Source organism: Streptomyces sp. NPDC019531 (assembly GCF_044903305.1).
In the GTDB taxonomy this organism is placed as follows: domain Bacteria; phylum Actinomycetota; class Actinomycetes; order Streptomycetales; family Streptomycetaceae; genus Streptomyces.
Genome location: NZ_JBJDQL010000054.1, coordinates 1 through 20,228, shown reverse-complemented (window position 1 = coordinate 20,228; position 20,228 = coordinate 1). Strand labels below are relative to the sequence as shown.

Here is a 20,228-nt window from a genome sequence, read left to right as displayed (position 1 = left end):
TCGGCGAACCGTATCTTCCGCATACCGCGCGCGAGGCTCTGGGGAGAACCTGCGCGGTCTGCCGATCGTCCACAGCTCGCTGATCATCCATGTCCCGGGGGGACCCCACCATGCTCTGCACGCGCTGCCGTCACTTCGAAGCGGCACCGGACGGCGTCCTGTGCACCCAGTGCGCCGCCCCGTCCGGCTTCCAGGCCCCGCCGGCCGGCGCGCCGAAGATCTGGCTGCGCTCGCCGGTCGGGCTCGGGTGGGCCACCGTGGCACTGCTCGGGCTGTCCGCGGCCGTCGACTTGTTCGCCCTCGGCGCGGACTTCCTGATGTACGACGTCACGGGCGACGTCGGCGGCGGTGACCTCGGGAACGACGTGCTGGACCGGGCCGACCTGGCGGACACGCTGACGGCGGTGGCCGCCTCCGCGCAGGCCGCCGTGTTGCTGGCCAGTGCCGTCGTCTTCGTGATCTGGTTCTGGCGGGTGCGGGTCAACGCCGAGGTGTTCGCCCCGGGCGGGCACAGCAAGGCGCGCGGCTGGGTGATCGCCGGCTGGGTCGTGCCGATCGCGAGCCTCTGGTATCCGCGCCGGGTCATGCTCGACGTCTGGGACGCGAGCGGCCCCGAGGGCGGGCGCAAGGGACATGCGCTGGTCAACGCCTGGTGGACGCTGTGGCTCCTGACGAACGTCGTCGGGCGGTTCCTGGCGAGCATGGCCGACGAGGCCGACACCTCCCAGGAGATCCACGACACCATGGTCCAGATGATGTTCGCGGACGGCGTCGACCTCGTCGCCGCCCTGTTCGCCGCCGCCGTGGTGCTGCGGCTGACCCGGATGCAGGACGAGAAGGCCCACCAGGGACCCGCGGTATCCGTCGCAGTGTGACGGAATCGGTCCTTCCTGCTGCGAACTGCCGTACGACTGTGGTGTATTCGGCACCCTAAGCGCTCCGCTAAATGTGCGGCGATGCGTCGTCGTTCGTCTGCGGTGCCGTCGTGGCTGGTCGCGCTCGCGCGGCGGCAGCCGCACAACGGCACAGCCCCGCGCCCCTTCAGGGCGCTGCCGAACCGCAGCCGACTTCGCCCTGCCCGCTCAGCCGTACCGAACAGCCAGGGGGAACCGGGGATGGGCTACTGGGGTTACTTCGTCGTGGGTCGCGGGGAGCGGCCGCTCGCCGAGCTGGACGCGCTGGCCGGCGCCGACGGCATGGTGCTGCGCGAGTCGGCGCCCGGCGGATGGCAGGTCTGGGAGTACGCGAGCGGCGATGGCGACATCGGCAACATGAACGCCCTCGCCCTGGAGACAGGTTCGCCCGCGCTCTTCGGGTACGTCATGGACAGCGCCTCGGCGGTGGTGGAGGCGGCGGGGCCGCAGAGCGGGAGCTGGACGACCTGTCTGGCGCGGGCCGCCATGGCCAAGTTCGTCGGGGGCGGTGACGACGGGCTGACCCTGGAGGACTACTTCCTCGAACCCCGGGACGCGGCCGCGCGGGCCGTCGCCTGGGCCGCGGAGGCGGGGCGCGAGGTGGCCGAGGAGCCGCTGCTCGACGTACTGAGCGCCGAACCGGACCCGTTGGCCGAAAACCTCTTCTTCCGTATGCTCGACCGGCTCGGTGTGGTGCCCCTGTGACACTCCCGGGTCGTCGCACGCAGTAAGGGGAAGTGCGGGTTCCGTTAGGGAACACCGCTCGGCGAGGGAGGCGTGGATGAGTCTGGTGGAGCTGATCGGCCAGGCCGACGAACGCGGACTGGCCGCCAGCGGGTTGGCTTGTTTGGATCGCTGTGTATCGCTGCTGGGCGGCGATGACGAGGTCCTCCGCCCCCTGTGGGCCGGGCTCGCGGACGACGCCGGGGCCGCGGAGTGGGGCGAGCGGCTTGAGCAGGTGCGGGGGAAGCTGGGCGGCGGTGGGGAGTTCGAGGCGGAGGGCGAGGACCAGGCCGTGCTGCTGGCCCGTCGGATGCTCGCCGCCGCGCCCGCCGAACGGTCCGTCGCCGAGGTGCGGGTGTGGGCCGACGCCTGTTCGGTCGCCGCGCTGCGGATCCACCGGCTGCTCGACCCGCTGAAGGACGCCGCCGACTCGGTCGAAGCCCGCCGCGAGGGCCGTACGGAGGGCATGTCCCCGCTCGTCGCCGCCGAACTGCGCCGCCAGATCACCGTCCTTGAGCTGCTCGCCGGCCACGGCACGGCGGGCCTGCGTCCCGCGCTGGAGGTCTCCACGGAGGGACGCCGGGTGCTGCGGGCGGTCGTGTCACGGAGGAGCCGGCGGCGGGGGTGAAGGCGGCGGCTCAGTGGCGAAGCGGCTCACTGGATGAGCCACTTGACCACCGCATCGCCGTACACCGCCGTCTGCCCGTAGAACGCCGTCAGATCCCGGTGGGCCGCCGCGAACACCTCTCGCGCCTCACGCTCCGCGCCCGCGCCGCCGTACTTCGGCAGCAGCTCCTCGCGGGCGATCCGCCACAGCGTCTCGAAGTCGGCCGAACCGAGATACGCCGAGACCCGGTTCGCCCGGGCCGCGGTCAGGAGCAGGAACGGAGGCTTGTCCCGGTCGCCCGGGTAGACCGGCAGCCCGCCCAGGACCACCTCGGCGCCGGGGTACAGGAGTTCATGGTCCAGGTAGGACTTGTCCAGGATCTCCTCCCGGTGGCGTCCGATGCGTTCGCGCACGGCGTCCCAGTCGTCCTCGAACAGCCGTTGCAACCAGTTCGCGCTGTTGCGCAGGGCCGAGGGCGGCACCGCGCGGAGATGGAAGTAGTCACTCATCAGTGACAGGAGCGCATGGGAGGCGTGAATCGTCACTCCGGCGTCAACCTCGCTGCGGCAAGGGTCCTGTGACCGTCCGGGGAGGGATGCGGCGAAGGTGCGTCGGTCCTGCACCGGTCCCGGTGAAGCCCCCCGATCGGCGTGACGAAACACCTCTCCGGAGCGCTTTCCCCCATGTGACGACTGATGTGACGCCCCGCCAGGCACCCGCGACCGCCCACGCACCCGCGCCCACCCACAGGCCCTCCGCCGCCGCCAAGCCCGTGCGCTGGGCCGCCGACGCGGTGTCGGCCCTGCGCGAGGGCGCGCGTGTGCGGCTCGACTACTCGGCGCAGAGCCTGTGGCGCGTCGACCGGCTGATCGAGGAGATACGACGGGAAGGGGCGCCGTACGCCGCCGTGGAGACCGTGCTGCGGGGGCTCGGTGCCTACGCCGGTGAGGTCGTCGTCCGTCAGGCCGGTGCCGAGTGGTGGACGAGCGGGGGTGAGCACTGGATCCGTACGCCCGACGGCCGGCTGTGGGACCCGGTGGACGAGGCCCGCCGCTGCTATGCCGGGGACGGCTCGCTCCGGTTGCTGTGCCGGGACGCCACGGGGACCGTACGGCGCTGACGGCGGAGGCAAAAACAGCGTAATAAGAGACGCTGCCGTTCCCAAAGGGGTGGTGGCAGGCGCACGATGGAGTAATGGCCGACAACCGTCGTTGGTGGGCTCTCGTAGTCATCGCGCTCGCCCAGTTGATGGTCGTGCTGGACATGACCATCGTCAATATCGCCCTGCCGTCCGCCCAGGCCGACCTGAACATGTCGGACGGGAACCGGCAATGGGTCATCACCGCCTACACCCTCGCCTTCGGCGGGCTCCTGCTGCTCGGCGGCCGGATCTCCGACCTCGCCGGGCGCAGGAACACCTTCATGATCGGGCTCGTCGGTTTCGCCGCGGCCTCCGCGCTCGGCGGTGCCGCGACCGGCGAGGGCATGCTGTTCGGGGCCCGGGCCCTGCAGGGTGTGTTCGCCGCGCTGCTCGCGCCCTCCGCGCTGTCGCTGCTCGCGACGACGTTCACCGACCCGAAGGACCGCGGAAAGGCCTTCGGCGTGTTCGGGGCGATCGTCGGGGCGGGCGCCGCGATCGGACTGCTCGCGGGCGGTCTGCTCACCGAGTACCTGGACTGGCGCTGGTGCCTGTACGTCAACGTGCCCATCGCGCTGATCGCGTTCGCCGGCGCCTGGGCGCTGCTCGACTCCGGCGGCCGGCACCCCGACGCGCACCTCGACGTGCCGGGCGCGCTGCTCGGCTCGGGCGGGATGCTGTCGCTGGTGTACGGCTTCTCCGAGGCGGAGTCGAGGAGTTGGGGCGACCCGCTCGTGGTGACCCTGCTGGTCGCCGGAGTCGTCCTGCTCGCGGCGTTCGGTCTGTGGCAGACCCGTGCGCGGGTGCCGTTGCTGCCGATGTCCGTCGTCAAGGACCGCCAGCGCGTCGGCGCCTTCCTGACCGTCCTGTTCGTCACCGTCGGCATGTTCGGCGTGTTCCTCTTCCTGACCTACTACCTCCAGGGCGTCCTCGGCTGGTCGCCTCTGAAGACCGGGCTCGCCTATCTGCCGATGACGGTCGCGATGGTCGTCGGCTCGACGCAGATCGCCGCGCGGCTGCTGGGCAAGGTGGCACCCCGGGTCCTGATGGTGCCCGGACTGCTCCTGGCGGCGGGCGGGTTGGCGATCATCGCGCAGGTCGGCGTGGAGCCGGCGTACGCCTCGCATGTGCTGCCCGGGATGCTGATGCTGGGCCTCGGCATGAGTACGGCGATGATGACCTCCATCTCGCTCGCCACCGGAAGTGTCGCGCCGCGCGACTCGGGGGCGGCCTCGGCGACCTTCAACACCGCTCAGCAGGTGGGCGGTTCGATCGGTACGGCCCTGCTGAACACGATCGCCGCGAGCGTGACCGCGACCTATCTGACCGCACACGCCGGACCCGGCGTCGACCAGAGGCTGTTGCAGGCCGAGGCCACCGTGCACGGCTTCAACGTGGCCACCTGGTGGGCGTTCGGCGCGCTGCTGCTTGCCGCCCTGATCGCGGGAGTCGTGGTGAACGCGGAACGGGCGCCCACTCCCCAGGGTGCGGGGGAGCGGACGCCCGAGCCGGTGGACACCGCCATCTGAACGGCTCCTGGGTGAGCGCTACTTGACGTACACCAGGCCGTCCGTCGTGATCGTCGGGCGGCCGCTGGTGCCGACCACCACGATCTTCACGGTGTGCTTGGCGCTGCTCGACCAGGACTTGGTCCAGATCGCCTGGCGATACTTCGTGGTCGAGGACTTGAGGTCCACGGTCGCGACCTTCGTGCCGTCCACGTAGACGTACGCCTGCCCCGAGGTGGACGCCCGCGAGACCACCCAGGCGGCGGACCGCCCGGTGAACGTCCAGGTCAGGCTCGCGCCCTTGGAGGCGCTGGAGTACGACTTCCCGCCGAGGTAGCTGGTCGACGAACGACTGGTCCAGCTACCGGACTTCGTCGCCGAGGTCTCCTGGAGGATCATCGGCGTGTACGAGGGCGACGACGTACGGGTGTTGCCCGCGACGTCGTACGCCTTCATCGACCAGGTGCTCGCGGCACCGGACTTGACGGTGCGGCTGGAGCTGGTGGTGGTCGGGCCGAAGGTGGCAGTCGTCGGGGAGAGCAGGCTCACCTGCTTCAGGGCCTGCGTGTCGGCGGCCTTCCAGGCCAGGGTGACCGGGACGGCGGTGGTGCTCACCGTGCCGGTGCGCAGGGTGATCTTCGGGGTGGTGGAGAAGGTCGGCGCGGTGGTGTCGGTGGCGACGGTCAGCGCGGTGGTCGTCGCTGTCTTGCCGGACTGGTGCACGGCCCGCACGGCTACCTTGTGGCTGCCCGCCGCGAGGGTGGTGCCGGCCGAGGTGGCCGTACCCGCGACGGACGTGACGACGTTGCCGTCGACCAGCAGCTCGAACTTCGAGATCAGCGAAGCCGGCGTGGTCGTCGACCACTTCGCCGTGATCGCGCCCTTGGTGTAGTACGTCGAACCGGACAGGGTGGCGCCGGTCAGCGAGGTGACCTTCAGGCCCTGCACCGGGCCGGACGCCCAGGCGCGGATGGTCGGCAGCTGGGCGTAGAGCGAGGTGCCCGGGCACTCGGTGGCGTAGCCGTCGCGGTGGCCGGAGATCCGGTTGAAGGTGTAGAGGGTGCCCGCGGTGAAGCTGGTACCGGCGAGGTTCTTCTGGGTCGCGCCCGCCTTCAGCTGGACCGTCGAGTTGGGGTCGACGCCGTACTGGCCGAGCTTCCAGGCGGCGATCCGGGCGACCGAGGTGAGGGCGGCGTTCGAGGCGCCCGCGTCGGTGTAGTTGCCGAGGATCGCGATGCCGGTGGACTCACGGTTCCAGCCGTAGGTGTGCGCACCGAGGACCGGCAGGTCCACGCCGCCCTTGCGGCCCTCGAAGATCGTGCCGCACTTGTCGACGAGGAAGTTGTAGCCGATGTCGTTCCACTTGTTGGTCTGCGTGTGGTACGCGTAGATGCCCCGGACGATCGCGGCCGAGTCGGCGCACGAGTAGTCGTTGGTGCCGTCCGTGTGGTGCACGAAGACGGCCTTCACGTCGTCGTTGTACTCGGACGGGTCGGGGCTGAGCGACTCGTCGGCGCCCCAACCGGAGCGGGAGACGATCGGGGGCTCGGGCACGGTCGACGGGGGAGCGGTGGGGGTGGTGGCGGAAGCCGTGGCCGTGGCCGTAGCCGTGGCGGTCGCCGTCGGAGAGGCGGACGTGCTGTCGCTCACCGTCGGTGTCGGAGTGGGCGTCTCGTCCACGGCGAACGCCGCCGGGTCCGTGTCGTCGCCGGTGTTCCGCTGCTCCGCGGCCGTCGCGATGCCGGGGTCGACGAGGTTGACCTCAAGTCCCTTGGGCAGTCCTGCACTTGTGGTGCCGTCCTCGTGCACGACCTGGACCTGCACACCGTCCGAGGGCCCGACCCACAGCGGTTCGGACGCACCGCGCGCCCCGTTCCGCTCGTCGGCGTCCTCCGGCGGGTCGATGTTCGTCTCCAGGTCCTGCCAGCCCGACCAGTCGCCGGTGTCGGTGCTGCGGGTCCGCACCTGCGCCGTGCCCTCCAGCGGCTTGGTCACGCCCGTCCACGAGACGCCGAGCAGCGAGAACTGCTTGGTCTCGGTGCGTGGCAGCTCCCGCTTGCCGGTCGCGGCGGACTTCAGCGTCAGGTCGTAGACCTTCACCGGCCGCTTGGGCTGTATGCCCTCATTGGCGTCGGTGGACGGGCTGGCGGCGGCGTAGGTCGCCACACCGCCGCCTCCCAGGACCACCGCGCCGAGCGTCAGCCACGCCCGCCGCTTCATGCTGAGCGGTCTGTACGCACGGCTCTTCCGACGACTCACTGCCCCACCCCTGTTTTTGGTCACAGAAACACCACCTGTCACACAGGTGGCACTAACACAGCGCTCGAACGATGCCAGATGTCACAGCCGGTGGTTCGTGGGACCCCCGGGACGACCGGCGGACTGTGACACTTCTGTGGGGTCAGGCGCTGTTGACCGTGGGGGACATGGGCAAGGGTGACCGCGCCGGACGGTGCGCAATCGCCACGAACCGGTACGGACAGGAAAGTTCTTGGGTCAGGGAGGGGAACCCCGCCGCGTGCAGGCGTACGACGGGGAACTGGGCGCGGCCGTCGCGCGGGCCCAGGAGGGCGACGAGGCCGCCTTCGCGGTCGCCTACCGGTTGGTACAGCCCGGACTGCTCGGGTATCTGCGCGGGCTGGTCGGGGACGACGCCGAGGACGTGGCCTCCGACGCCTGGCTGGAGATCGCCCGGGACCTGGGCCGGTTCAGGGGGGACGGGGCCGGGTTCCGCGGCTGGACCGCGACCATCGCCCGGCACCGGGCCCTGGACCATCTGCGCCGGCTCAGGGTGCGGCCACGGTCGGCGGCACAGGAGCAGGACATGCTGGATCTGCCCGGCCCGCACAACACGCACGACCAGGCGCTGGAGTCCCTCTCCACCGAGTACGCCCTGGAACTGGTCCGGGGCCTCCCGCGCGACCAGGCCGAGGCCGTGCTCCTGCGGGTCGTCGTCGGCCTGGACGGCCCCGCCGCCGCCCGGGTCCTCGGCAAACGCCCCGGCGCGGTGCGCACCGCCGCGTACCGGGGCCTGAAGCGGCTGGCACACCAGCTCGGTGCGGAGAGTGTGACGGATGACGGCCCCCGGACGCTGGGGGAGTCGACATGACAGACGAGGACGGCACGTCGGACAGGAACGGACACGGCATGGGTGACGAGCGGAGCGGCGGCAGCCCGGACCGCCGTCGTGCGCGCCCGGAGGAGAGTGCGCGGGGCGGGGCGCGGTCGTACGACCAGGAACAGGCCCCCTTCGACGACAGCCCCCTCGAAGCGCTGCTCGCTGCGGCCATCCGTGGGGGGAAGGCCGAGGGGGAGGCGGAGCGGCGGGCCGTCGCCGCGTTCCGGGCCGCTCGGGACGCGGGGGCGCACCGGGCGCGGACCCGGCGTCGGGACGACTGGCGGCCCCGCGCACGGTGGCGGACCGTACGGTCGTTGCGGACGACGCTGTCCGTGCTGCTTGCGAGTCTCACCCTCGGTGGTGTCGCCTACGCGGCGATCGGCTCGGTGGGCGGCGGTCCGGCCAGGGGCGCGGCGGGCGACGGGTCCGCCGACCCGAGCGCCGTGGCGAGCACCCCGGCCGAGTCACCCAGCGCCTCCGGGCCCTCCGTGTCCGCGCCCGCCGACCGTCCGCCCACCGCGAAGGACACCCTCGCCCACTGCCGTGTGTACGAGAAGCTCCGGAGCCGTGGGGAGGCGCCGGACTCCACGGCGTTCCAGCGGCTCGTCGAGGCGGCCGGCGGCGAGGCCAACGTGAGCGCCTACTGCGCCGGCCTGACGGGCGGCACGGCGGCGGCCGGTGCGAGCGACGCGGACGACGCGAAACCCGGGAAGGGGAAGGCGAACGCCGGGAAGAACGCCGACAAGAACACGTCCAAGAAGCCGTGACCGGCGCTTCGACGCGCACGCGCACGCGCACGTGCCCGTTCGGGCCGGCCCGGACGGGCGTTCGGGCCGGCCCGGACCGACGTCAGTACCGTCCGTTCCTGGACACCGCGGCGCTCTCACCGGCGGCCGTGGTCACCACGCTCCATACGTCATGGACCGTCTCACGCGCGCCCTCGTCGTGGTTGTACCCGAACTGGAAGACGTACGTTCCCGCGTCGAGCGTGACGCCCCCGTTGAGCACCACCACGTAGTCCGCTCCTCCGTCCGAAGCCTTCGCGGTGTGCACCGTGGCCTTGTCACCGAGCGATGTCCAGACACCGGTGTTCGCCACGCCACCGGTCTGAGCGACGTGCAGGACGACCTTGAGCGCGGTGAGCTTCTTGGTGGTCGTGACGGTGACGGAGCTCTGGCTCCAGTAGCCGTTCGGGGACTTCACGGAGGTCTGGACGGAGAGATAGCTGCTCTGTCCGGCCACCGAGGCCTTGACGCCCGTCCGCTGGGACGCGGCTTCGGGGGTGGGCGTCGGCGTGGAGCTGTGAGCGCTGGGGACGTGGGCCGCGGCGGCCGCGGCGGGTGCTGCCGCCGCGGCCGCCTTCCCGGCCCCGGCCGCAGCACGCTTCTTCGCAGGCGTCGTCGACGAAGTCGGCGTCGGGCTGCCGTTCTCGTCGAGGCCCTGGCCGGGAGCCAGGATCGGCTCCGGCTTCTCCTTGGCCGTCGCGGCGGGCGGCGAACTCATGCCCTTGACCGCTCCCGCGGCCGCGACCAGACCGCCGACCGCGACGGCCGCGCCGAGCAGCCACTTGGAGACGGCGTGGCCGGCGACTCCGGTGGCTCCCACGGGAGTCGGCGCCGCGTGCGCACCGCGTTGCTGGTCGGCGGCGGCGGCCTGCCACAGTGCGACGGAGGAATCCTTGTCGGCGGCCTCCGCGCCCTCCGCGCCCTCTTCCGCCGCGCCCTTCGCCTCGTCCGCGCTCTCCTCACGGACGGCTGCCGGGCCCGCTGCCGGGACTTCCTCGGCGGCGGGCGACACGGCCTGCGGGGACGTGGGCTCCTCGGAACTCTGGTCCTCGGCCTGGGACGTGGCCCAGGGCAGGGGCTGGTCCCAGACGGCGCCGGCCGGCTGACCGGCCTTGCCGTCGGCGTCGGCCCCCTGCGTGGCGGGCGCCGGCGCGACCGCGACCTGTGCTCCGGCCTGTGCGGCGGAGACTTCCTCGCCGCCGGGTTCGTCGGAGGCGTGCTCTGCTGGTCTCATCTGGGCCTCGTTCACTTTCATTCCTCGTCGGTATCGGTACGGCTGCCGGTATCGGCCGCGTGTCGGTCATCGTTGATCAGCGTGAGGAACCGTTCCGCGCTGGCCTCGACGGTCTCCGCTCCGTCCGACTGGTGCACCACCATGTCGGACTCGTTCTCCGGCGCCGACACCGGGTGCGGCGCCGGCGGAACGGGAGGTTCTGGTAGGCGGCCGTCCGACCCGGCCGGCGCCGACACCGGGTGCGGCGCCGGCGGAACGGGAGGTTCTGGTAGGCGGCCGTCCGACCCGGCAGCACCGTTGATGCGGGTCAGAAACGCCTCGACCAGGGGATCGACCGGGCGCTCGGCGCCGGATGCCGGGCCGGGGACGTCGCCGTCGTCCGCCTGCTGGGGCTCCGGCTCGGTGACGAGGACCTCCCGCAGGGCGGGGGAGTCGTCGAGGTCGGTGGGGAGCATGAGGTACAGGCCGCCGGGGGCGTCCACGAGCAGCTTCCCGTGCGGACCGGCGAGGGCGAGTTCGACGTCCGCCTTGTAGTAGCGGAACTGCCGGGTGGAGGCCGTGTTGCGCTCCAGGATCTCCTCGGACTCCGCGGCCTGCTCCCCGGAGCCGTGGCTTTCGTAGCGCAGCGGCAGCGAGTCCCGCAGCGAGTGGCCGTCGACCTCCCCGCCGACGACCGGGCCTATACCGGCGAACCACGCACTGGCCGCGCCGCCGACGTGCTCCTCGGTGTCCCGGACCTGGTCGAAGTGGCGCGAGAGGATCTTCACCTCGGACCCGGGCAGCGCGGTGACGCGGTTGATCCGCATGCCCACGGTCACCTTCTCGCCGCCGACCAGCACCTGGTACCTGTGCCGCAGCAACTGCTCCAGGCTGAGCCGCATGTGCACCTCGTTGGTGAGGTGGTCGTACAGCGTGCCGAAGAGCGTGCTGCCGTCCGGCCGCCAGGACTCCGGCGTCGTCGGCTCGGGACGCGAGGTCGTCGGGGCCGCGGGCAGCACGGCCCAGCGGTTCACGGCGCCGGCGGCGGGGAACGCCCAGGGATGCCCGTGCTCGGCGAGCAGGTCCACCAGCGCGTCGTTCGACGGCCGTTCCTCGGACTCCCACCGCGCGACGGTGTGCCGGGCGGGGAGTGCGGTCGGCTGTGGCGCCGGGCCCGGCTGGACGGTGTGCCTGGGGATGACGACCCGTACCCAGCCGTCGACGGAGCCCTCCCCGGGCCGTCGCGGGAACCGGGCGACGAACGACGGGTCTCGCTGGACGCGTCCCGCCGCGTGACGGCGGTGGCCCAGCAGGCTCGACGTGGCGAGCGTGACGCCGTGGTAGGCGCGCACGGGCGCGGCGAGGATCTCGGGCAGCTCCTGAGTGAGGGCCATCTCGATGTCGAACCGCTGGCGCAGCTGGAACTCGACCGACGGAGTGCTGGTCTGGCCCCAGTAGACGCCGACGCCCTGCGCGTGCCGCTCGTGCGCGGTGCTCGCCTCGCGGGACCAACCGCCCGCGATCTGGAGCCCGCCGGTGGGCGAGGTGCCCATCCTGCCGTGCGCCTCGGCGTGGGCCTCGACCTCGGTCGAGCGGGAGGCGCTGGTCGTGTTCTCGGTGACCGCCTTGCCGCGCAGCACCATCGTCATCTCGGACCGGTCGTGCTGCGCCATCGGCTCCAGGGTCGCGGCGGTCACCTTGGTCCACAGATAGCGCGTGGCACCGAAGGCCGACGGAATCGGCCACCACCGTGTGACCCCGGCGGTGTTGAGCAGGGTGAACTGGTCGAGCAGAGCCGCAGGCGAATAGGACGCCTCGATCCCGCTCAGCAGCCGGCTCGGCAGGTGACCGACGCCGTCGGGGCCGGGCCGCAGCAGGCGCTGCTCGGTCAGCCACCGCTTCATCGTGTCCAGTACGCCGTCGGACCTGAGGACTTCCGGGTGGGTCCCTGCGGCCAGCAGCGCGGGGTCGAAGTGGTCGGTGGGCGGGTGCGGTTCGACGTGCCGCACGCCCTCCGGTACCGGCAGGCCCAGGTCGAAGATCCGGCGCTCGGGGACCACGAAGTCCAGGCCGTGCCTGACCTCCAGGGTCACCTCGTCGCTGGTCGTGCCGGAGGTGCCGCCGGTCACGGCGTCGGCCGGACGGCGCCCCCGCCACCGGTCGAGGGTGATCTGGAACACCGCGTCGGCCCGGTAGGTGTGCTTGGGACCGCCGTAGGTGCCGCGCGTGATGCCGACCGGCCCGACGGCGGTGCTGTCGCCGGTCTCCCAGCCCCACTGATACCCGCCGCCGAAGGTGGCGCCGACCGAGGCGGACAGGGCCTGGTGCTGTTCGGCCGAGGACAATTCCCCGCCGACGGAGGACACTTCTGCGCCGACGAAGGACCCTTCCCTGCCGACCGAGGACACTTGTCCGCCGGATGAGGCCGACTCCTCGTCCTCGTCCGCACCGTGGCCGATGTGCAGCATCGGACCCAGCCGACCCGCCAGGCCCAGGGCACGAGTGCGGTCACCGGCGTGCTCGTACTTGGCGGAGGCGCTGCTGTTCTGCCACAGCTTGAAGCCGGAGCCGTCGTAGGCCCGCACATGCTGCGGGTCGACGACGACGAGCCGCAGCCGCAGAGCCTGGTGCCATCCGTCGGGGCCATCGGGCAGCTCCGTCAGCCGCCCCTGGGCGCTGGTCAACGTCGGGAAACGCGCCACCAGTTCGTTCGGGGAGAACAACCCCCTGATCTCCGCGGGCCAGTTCGCCGGGTCCGCCGCCCAGGTGTCCGGATGGCCGTTGGCCCTGCCGTACATCTCCGCCGCCGCGCGCACCACCTCGGGCGGGGCCATGACCGACCGGAACACGGCGGTGGCGCCATGGCCGGCGAAGTCCACCCGCCGGTCCACGGCCGGCAGCGCCGGAAGCGGCCGCGTCACGTAGGCCTCGCGCAGCGCTTCCCGGGAGATCCGCTCCTGCGGCACATGCAGCTGCGGCACGGCCACCTGGGCCACCACCTGGTCCGGCTTGTCGATCCACCACCTCCGCTCCGGGTGACCGTCCGTGCGTACGGACAGCTCGTAGACCACGTTGTAGACGTGCTCGTCGACCTTGCCGCTCATGTCCGCGCGCTGGCCGGACGCCGCCCCGCCGGAGAACGCGTGCTTGGTTCCGCCCCCGAGCCCGCCGGTCACACCCGCCTGCCCGAGCCGCAGTCGCACCTGATCGGTCAGCTCGACCCGGCCGCGCGCACCGACGAAGCCCCGCAGGCTCCAGCCGTTCTTCCGCTCGCCCGTGACGGTGGCACCCTGATTGGTGCGGACGTTGAGCGACATCGGCCGCGCCTCGTCACCGGTGATGCCGCCGACCCGCTCCAGCAGCCGGGCAGCCATCGACACGTGGTACGTCCGCCCGCCCAGCCGCACCGAGTGCTCGATGCCCGACATCAGCTGCGCCAGGTCGGTCTCCAAGGACGCCCGACCGAACGTGGTGAGCAGGTCCGCGTCCGCGCCCGCCCAGTTCACCCGGGGACGGCGCAGCTCCACGAAGGGCGGGTGGAGCGTCAACTTCGGTCGGCGGCCGGCCAGTTGCTGGTGCGTCAGCTCGATGACGGTCCGGATCTGGTCGTGGACCAGTTCGGAGCCGGGCAGCCCGAGGAGAACGCCGAAGCCCGGGCCCTTGCGCGCCGCCAGGGCCAGCGGCTCGCGCTCGTGCGGCTCGGGCAGCTCCGCGTCCAGCCGCTCCGGGCGCCGGAACGCCGAATCCGGCAGGCCTACGCCCAGCTCGGCGGCCTCGGCGAGCAGTGCTCGCACATAGGGGTGGGCCTCCAGCGGTCCGGCCGACTCCGGCAGCGGCCGCCGTAGCAGCGTGGCGTCCGGCCCGAGCACGCGGTGCTCGAAGTCGGCTGCCTCATGGCTGGGGACGGCGAGTTCGGCCGGCACGGTCAGGGTGACCGGCTCGATCCGGTGGGTGGTGGAACGCACCTCGATGGTGAGGTCCAGCGAGGCGCGGTAGCGCGCATGGTCCTCGGTGGTCTGGATGATGGTGTGGGTGTCGGTCGCGAGGGCCAGACCGTGACCGGTGGCCCGGCTCATCCCGCCGGTGAGCGAGAGAAACTCCGCCGGTCCCGCGGTGACCCGCGCGCCCAGCGAGAAGCCGGTGCGTGCGCCCTGCTTCCGGTGCACGACCAGCGTGTTCGCCGCGTCCTCCCGTACGGCGACCTTGCTCGTGTCGCCCAGATACCGCAGGCCCTCGACCGTCGCGCGGATCGCCACATGGCCCTTGAAGGAACCGCCGATGCCGGTGGAGCCGGACACCCGGCCCGTCACCAGCCCGTTGCTCAGCAGGTTCTTGCTCTGGTTGATGGCGGACCGCTCGTTCAACTGGGTGAGCGTCTGGTCCATCACGGCTCGTACGACCTCGGCCGGCAGCCCCGAGGAGCGCAGCCGGCGCTCCAACTCGGCGGCCGACGGAATCAGATCGATCGCGTTGATGATGGTCCGGGCCCGCTGGTACCCGGCATCCGAGGCCTCGCCCCCATACGACGCGTCGCGGGGGACGGGCCGCAGAGCGCCGGGCGCGGTCAGCGACTTGGGGAGCTGCACGGTGAGGCGGGCGGGCGTGACCAGGTCGTGGGGGCGCTCCTCGCCGTCGATGAAGATCCGCAGCTTCAGGCCCGCGCCGAACGGGGTGCTCCGCTGCATGAAGACCTTGCGGTCGAAGGCCACCGTGCGGTTGGTCAGCGTCTCACCGGTGCGGTGCGCCTCCAGGGCGATCACCGGTGCCGGTGTGACCGACGACGCGACCCTCAGACCCGTGGAGAGCGCCGTCAGCACGGACGTCCCGCCGCCCCAGCCCTGCTCCCACGCCGACTTGTGCGTGGTGGCCGGCTTGGTCCAGTTGAGGGCGTACTGCTCCATGGCCGGCGTGGTCGCCGGCAACGGCTCGACATCGCGCAGCACCGGCCGCAGCCACACCGTACGACCGCCCGCCGTGAGCCGCAGCCCCCGCTGGAGGGCCGCCTCCCAGAAGTCCAGCCGCCGCTCCTTGTCCTTGTCCGCGGCGGACGCGGCGGACGCGTCCGCGTGCCCGCCGGCCGACAGCGCCTCGGGTACGGTCCCGTCCCGGAGCAGGGTGCGCAGACCCTCGCGGATACCCGTCGCCAGCTCGGCACTGTCGCCGTCGCTTCGCACCGCGTTCGCGATGTCGTCGGCCCACTGCCGGATCAGCGCCTCGTCCCAGGGGTCGACGGCGATGACGTTCAGCTCACCGTGCGCGTCCATGTCGTCCCGGCCCATGTACCAGGGGGCTTCGGCGTGCGGGGGCCGCGGTGGGGCGGTGTCGGTGCTGTCGGCAAGGGGCTGCTCGGTCTCGTCCGCCCGAGGTGACGAGACCTCCGGCTCGCCGACAGCCTCGGTTTGCGTGCCGTCGGCGCTGAAGTAGTACGTCGCCCCGGTGCGCCCGTTCTCGATGAGGAACTGGCGGAGTGGGTCTGTGTTCGCCTCGTTCTCGTCGCCGGCCCAGCCGACGGTGAGGTGCTCCGTGCCCTCGGGCGTGTCCGCCCAGTCGAACATGAACTCCCCGCTCGGGCCGTGGCTGACGAGCATGCGCCGTCCCACCAGCTCCTGGGTGACCTCGTGCAAGTAGACCTGGTGCGAGACGACTTGGCCTGCGCGTCCGAACACCGTCTCCAGTCCCGTGGCCTGGTGGATCACCGGGCGCAGACCGCCCGGCCGGGCGGGGAGCACCGTGAACCCGTTCGCGGAACGTCCCGCCGCGTCGGTGACCGGCCCGGCCTCGTCCAGGGCCCGTCGCGCGTCCGTCCACAGTGCCTCGTGGACCGCGGCCCGCAGTTCGGTGAGTTCCTCCCGGTCTGCCGCCGGGTCGAGTCCGGCACGCCGCAGGATGTCCGTGGCATCGCCGGCGATCAACGACATCAGCAACGGAGCTGTCTCACCGCGCGTGCCGGAGTCGCCGGTCTGCTGTGCCTTGGGCAGTGTCTCGTCGAAGATCCGGGCCAGCTCGGGGTCGTACTCCAGGCCTATGGTGCCCAGGTGGTTCTGTGGCTCCACCCGGGGCGGCCGCTTCGCGAACAGCCCTTCGTTCAGCCGGCGCAGCAACGTGCGCCAGGGCGCCTCATGGTGTTTGCGGACCGGTACCAGGACCCCGTCCGTGCCGAAGCGGAAGGCATCGTCGGTCACCCGGTCGGTGAGGACGTACGCGTCCGAGGTCGTCTCCAGGCTGTGGGACGCCACGACCCACGGGTCGTCGGCGACGAGTTCGGCGACCCAGCCCCGAGGCGCGGTCTCGGAGACCGGGACCCGGAGCTTGCGGATCAGCGCACCCGCCAGATGACCGGGCAGCTCCGCGCCCGTCAACGGCACCTCGACATCGCGCGGTACGCCGAACCCGTCGTAACGCCAACCCAGGTCGTCGCCGGGAGCGCTGACCCACACCTCGGTCAGCGCGCCCGCCGCGTCGCGGATCTCGCCGAGCTCGTAGTGGTCCGCACCCAGTACTGACAGCGCGGGACCGTCCTCACCGGCGGCGAACCGCAGGAAGTCCTCCGTCCCCGCCAACCGCACGTCCAACGCCTGCGGCACCCGGTCCGCACCGAACTGCCAGCGGGTCTCGCCCGACGCCTCGGACGCGGTGAACCCGCCGTCCGCTCGCGAGGTCACCGCCCAGCCCGGCACCGGCTTCCGGCCCGCGTCCACGACCTCCGGGACCACCGGCAGGCCCAGCTGCTCGTACTGGGCGACCACCTTCGGAGGCGGCACCACCAGCCGGAACGGGGGAGTCGCGGTCAGCCCTTCGGGGACGGTCGGCAGCCCCGGCTGCCACCGTGGCCGCCGCTCCCGCTGTTCCGCGGCCGTCTGCTCGCTCGTCTTCTCCGGTTCCGCGGTCTCCACCGTGTCCAGCGGTGCCTTGCCGCGGCCGGTGACCGTGCCGCCGGACGACTCGCCGGTCTGCGGAAGCACCGTACGGTCGAGCGTGCCTTGGTTGTTGAAGTGCCACTCGGCCGTGGTGCCTTCGTAGGGGCCTGTCAACGGGACGGTGACGGTGAGGCGGTCCGGGAAGCGGGCGAGGCGTCCGCCGTCGACCGGGGTGCCCTGATGGTCCAGGAGTTCGAGGGGACCGTCGATACCGGCCGGTTCCCGCATCCGCACCACGTGGTCGAGGCCCGGCAGCTCCAGTTCGCGGTACTCGAAGCGGACAGCGGAGTCCAGGTGCAGGTTGCCTTCGGGGCCCTGGACGACGAACCCGCCCTCCGCACGCGGCAGTACCGTCCGGTCCGGTACGACCGCTCCCTCGGCGTCCACCAGCTCCAGCCGAGAGGACGTCGGAGTGTCGGTCCGCCGCAGCCGGTGTCCGGCAAGCGGCGCGATGCCGTGCATCGGCTCCTCCACCACCCGTACCGCCGGGCCGGCGGCAGGGTCGGGCAACCGCGCGTCGGAGGGTGCCGCCTGCTGTGCGTCGGGAGCGGCTGCCGGTGGTGCCAACTTGATCTGAAGCGGGCGGACATGGACCCCGAGGTGCTGGGTGAAGCGCTCGGCGACGTTGGCGACCCAGGTGGCCGCCTGGGCGGGGTCGAGGTCGGGCCGGACCTGCGCGCTCATGTAGCGGCCGGACTTGTCGTTGACCGTCCAGGACCGGAGTTCGGGGCTCCAACGGAACTCGCCCGATACGCGGCTGGGGCCGGGGGTGAGGGTTCCGTCCGGGTTGAAGGTGGCACCCAGGCCCGTATGGCCGAGTCCGTCGATCTTCTGCCGGAGCGCTTCCGCGGTCAGCGGGGTGTGCGGTGCCTCGGTTGCGGACGGGTCGGTCTCCCTGCCGCGTTCTTCGGCGGCCCGCATGCCGGCGAGCAGAGCTTCGAACTGGTCCTCGGGCATGACGGATGAGGCTGCTTCGCTGCCGAGGAGGATGCGGCCGTCCTCGGTGACGGTGTAGGCCCAGACCGCTTCGAGGTTTCCGCTGACGAGCAAGGCGGGGTCGATCTCGTCGAGCGGGGTCCACAGGGGGTTGGCCCGTACCTCGCCGGTGTCATCGCGTTCCTCGTCCTTGACCCGCTTGGGAAGGACGGGGTCCCCGAAGTCCCGGCCGAGGTCCGGATCCGGCGATGCGCCGCGCAGGTGGGCCGACGCCGACGCGGACGGCTCGGGTTCCGGGCGGGGGCTGTCCGCGGTCGCCGCGGTCTCCGCGGTCTCCGCGGGCTCCGCCGGCACCGTCGGCAGTGCGGTCCGGGTGGTGTCGTCACCGGGCTCGCGCAGGCCCAGTCGGGCCAGTCCCTCCTGGTCGACCATGACCAGGATGGGCTCGTCCGGCTCGGTGGTGATCGGCGTCTGCCACTCCGCGAGGGCGGGACGGCTCCGCGCAGGAATCTTCTTCTCGCGGTAGGCGGGCGTGACCGTCCACCTCGGAGTCAACCGCACCAGGTAGTGGGGGCCGGCTTCGACTCCCGCCGCCGGCTTCGGAGCCTCGCGGGTCGTGTCCGCCGCCACGGACTCCGGGTCCCCGTACGTCAGCCAGGTGCTGTACGGATCGGCGAGGAGCACGTTGGGCCGGTTGGCCGCTGTCTCGTCCCCGACCTGGATCGTCGGCTGGCGGAAGTCGGCGATCCACTCCGGGCCCAGCTCACCCGCGCTCGTCCAGGTCGTCTCGGCCTTCGAGGTGTCGGTGGCGGTCCTGCTCAGGGAGCCGCCCTGGATCACCCGGACGACCTCCCGACCCACCACGTCGGCCTTGACCGTCACCCGTGCCAGGGCGTCCCCGGCGACGTCGATCACATGGCCCTGCTCGGAGAGCGCCTCCGGCAGCCTCGACCGCAGCAGTTCGGAACCCGTCTGTGACAGCAGTTCGAAGCCCGCGCTCGGGCGGAGCACCGGCCGCTCTTCCCGGCCCTGGAAGGCCAGGTCGTTCAGCACCTCGTGGAGCCGCGGCGCGTCGAATCGACGTACCAGCGCCTTCGTGTGCAGACCTGCCGGCAGTCCGGCATTCTGCTGCCACTCCGTCAGCGACCCCTGGACCGGCGCCCCGGCCGACGGACCTGCCCCGTCCGCCGGGAGCACCTCCTCCGCGGGGACGGTGGAGCGCGCCGCACCGGGCAGCGTGAACCGCTCGGTCCACGAGCCGTCGAACGAGCGGCCGCCAGGCTTGGGCATCCAGGCCGGAAGATGCTTGCTGTAGGTGCCCGGACTCGCGTGCGGATGCACCTCCATCGTGATCCGCAGATCGTGGAGGAACTGCACACTCACCCCGGCCTCGGAGCCGGTGAGCGAGTCGGTGTGTTCCTTCGAGACCTCGTCCTTCGTGGTCCAGGAGTGGGCACCGCCGACTCCGGCCATGAACATCGCGCCCGGCATACCCGTAGCGCCCGGGTTGGCGACGAGGTACGCGCCCCACAGAGCGGACCAGCCGGACTGGGTCGTGTCGGACGTGCGCGCGGTCGTGTCCAGGCCGCCGCGCGAGGTGTGCCGGGAGCGCGTGGCGTGGTACGCCCCCTCGCCCAGCTCTGCCTTCAGCACCACCAGCTGTTCCACCTTGCCGAAGGCCGTGTCGCCCTCCAGGAACACCGGCCGCCCGCCGTTCAGCATCTGCTCGATCGCCGTACCGGCGGCGGGCCCCGACAGCACCGGGCCCAGCACGTCGTGCACCAGCCGCTCGTTGATCCGGTCGAACCTCGTCGGCCGCCCGTTCTCCACCGACCACTCATCCAGCCGACGCGCGATCTGCTGGACCAGCTCTCCGCCGGCCTCCAGGCGGTACAGGTCGACGCTCCCACTGCCCCGGCCCACATGGGCGGGCGCCCGCACCGCAGGCACATCCGGCGCCCGCGTCGGCGCCGGCGGCTCCTGCGCCGTCGTGTCCTGAGCGGACCGCGTTCCGGCGTCCGCCGTCGTGTCCTGAGCGGACCGCGTTCCGGCGTCCGCCGTCGTGTCCGGAGCGGACCGCGTTCCGGCGTCCGCCGTCGTGTCCGGAGCGGACCGCGTTCCGGCGTCCGTCGTCGTGTCCGGAGCGGACCGCGTTCCGGCGTCCGTCGTCGTGTCCGGAGCGGACCGCGTTCCGGCGTCCGCCGTCGTGTCCGGAGCGGACCGCGTTCCGGCGTCCGTCGTCGTGTCCGGAGCGGACCGCGTTCCGGCGTCCGTCGTCGTGTCCGGAGCGGACCGCGTTCCGGCGTCCGCCGTCGTGTCCGGAGCGGACCGCGTTCCGGCGTCCGTCGTCGTGTCCGGAGCGGACCGCG

The 20,228-nt window shown here is 72.1% G+C and carries 11 protein-coding genes and 1 pseudogene; 8 read left to right on the top strand and 4 right to left on the bottom strand.

What is annotated here, in order from left to right; translation table 11 throughout:
• Positions 1-110 precede the first annotated feature (110 nt).
• The 3 genes from ACI2L1_RS39125 (at position 111) to ACI2L1_RS39115 (ending at position 2,265) form a co-directional block, all read left to right on the top strand.
• Entirely contained in the window at positions 111-875 is a 765-nt protein-coding gene (locus tag ACI2L1_RS39125; RefSeq protein ID WP_404744213.1) for a DUF4328 domain-containing protein, read from the top strand.
• Positions 876-1,115: 240 nt separating this feature from the next.
• Positions 1,116-1,619, top strand: a complete 504-nt coding sequence (locus ACI2L1_RS39120; protein ID WP_404744246.1) for a hypothetical protein — start codon at positions 1,116-1,118, stop codon at positions 1,617-1,619.
• Positions 1,620-1,695: 76 nt separating this feature from the next.
• A complete protein-coding gene (locus ACI2L1_RS39115; protein WP_404744212.1) occupies positions 1,696-2,265 on the top strand; it encodes a hypothetical protein in 570 nt (189 codons plus the stop codon).
• 26 nt (positions 2,266-2,291) lie between these two features.
• Here the strand turns inward: ACI2L1_RS39115 and ACI2L1_RS39110 are convergent, their stop codons facing one another.
• On the bottom strand, positions 2,292-2,753 hold the full coding sequence (locus ACI2L1_RS39110) for a DUF1877 domain-containing protein (protein WP_404744211.1): 462 nt from the start codon (positions 2,751-2,753) through the stop codon (positions 2,292-2,294).
• Between the two features lie 188 nt (positions 2,754-2,941).
• On the opposite strand from ACI2L1_RS39110, the gene ACI2L1_RS39105 reads away from it, so the two are divergent.
• Positions 2,942-3,364: a hypothetical protein gene (locus ACI2L1_RS39105; RefSeq protein ID WP_404744245.1), complete on the top strand. Its 423-nt coding sequence runs from the start codon at positions 2,942-2,944 to the stop codon at positions 3,362-3,364.
• Between the two features lie 74 nt (positions 3,365-3,438).
• Complete coding sequence (locus ACI2L1_RS39100) at positions 3,439-4,911, top strand: MFS transporter (protein ID WP_404744210.1); 1,473 nt, start codon at positions 3,439-3,441, stop codon at positions 4,909-4,911.
• 18 nt (positions 4,912-4,929) lie between these two features.
• Here ACI2L1_RS39100 and ACI2L1_RS39095 read toward each other — a convergent pair whose 3' ends face one another.
• Positions 4,930-7,110 (bottom strand): peptidoglycan recognition protein, encoded by a 2,181-nt coding sequence (locus ACI2L1_RS39095; RefSeq protein WP_404744209.1) that lies wholly within the window; start codon positions 7,108-7,110, stop codon positions 4,930-4,932.
• 271 nt (positions 7,111-7,381) lie between these two features.
• On the opposite strand from ACI2L1_RS39095, the gene ACI2L1_RS39090 reads away from it, so the two are divergent.
• Both ACI2L1_RS39090 and ACI2L1_RS39085 read left to right on the top strand, forming a co-directional pair.
• Positions 7,382-7,999 carry an RNA polymerase sigma factor gene (locus tag ACI2L1_RS39090; protein WP_404744208.1) on the top strand — a complete coding sequence of 206 codons (618 nt, stop codon included), beginning with the start codon at positions 7,382-7,384 and terminating at the stop codon, positions 7,997-7,999.
• The gene (locus ACI2L1_RS39085) at positions 7,996-8,775 is read left to right on the top strand and encodes a hypothetical protein (RefSeq protein ID WP_404744207.1); all 780 of its coding nucleotides are present in this window, start codon (positions 7,996-7,998) and stop codon (positions 8,773-8,775) included. The genes ACI2L1_RS39090 and ACI2L1_RS39085 overlap by 4 nt, the downstream gene beginning before the upstream one ends.
• An 82-nt stretch (positions 8,776-8,857) precedes the next feature.
• Here the strand turns inward: ACI2L1_RS39085 and ACI2L1_RS39080 are convergent, their stop codons facing one another.
• Together ACI2L1_RS39080 and ACI2L1_RS39075 are read right to left on the bottom strand one after the other, a co-directional pair.
• Positions 8,858-10,027 (bottom strand): hypothetical protein, encoded by a 1,170-nt coding sequence (locus ACI2L1_RS39080; protein WP_404744206.1) that lies wholly within the window; start codon positions 10,025-10,027, stop codon positions 8,858-8,860.
• Positions 10,028-10,044: 17 nt separating this feature from the next.
• Positions 10,045-19,800 carry a hypothetical protein gene (locus tag ACI2L1_RS39075; RefSeq protein ID WP_404744205.1) on the bottom strand — a complete coding sequence of 3,252 codons (9,756 nt, stop codon included), beginning with the start codon at positions 19,798-19,800 and terminating at the stop codon, positions 10,045-10,047.
• A 121-nt stretch (positions 19,801-19,921) separates the two neighbouring features.
• Here ACI2L1_RS39075 and ACI2L1_RS39070 point away from each other — a divergent pair.
• Positions 19,922-20,228: pseudogene (locus ACI2L1_RS39070) on the top strand (hypothetical protein); the annotation flags it as partial.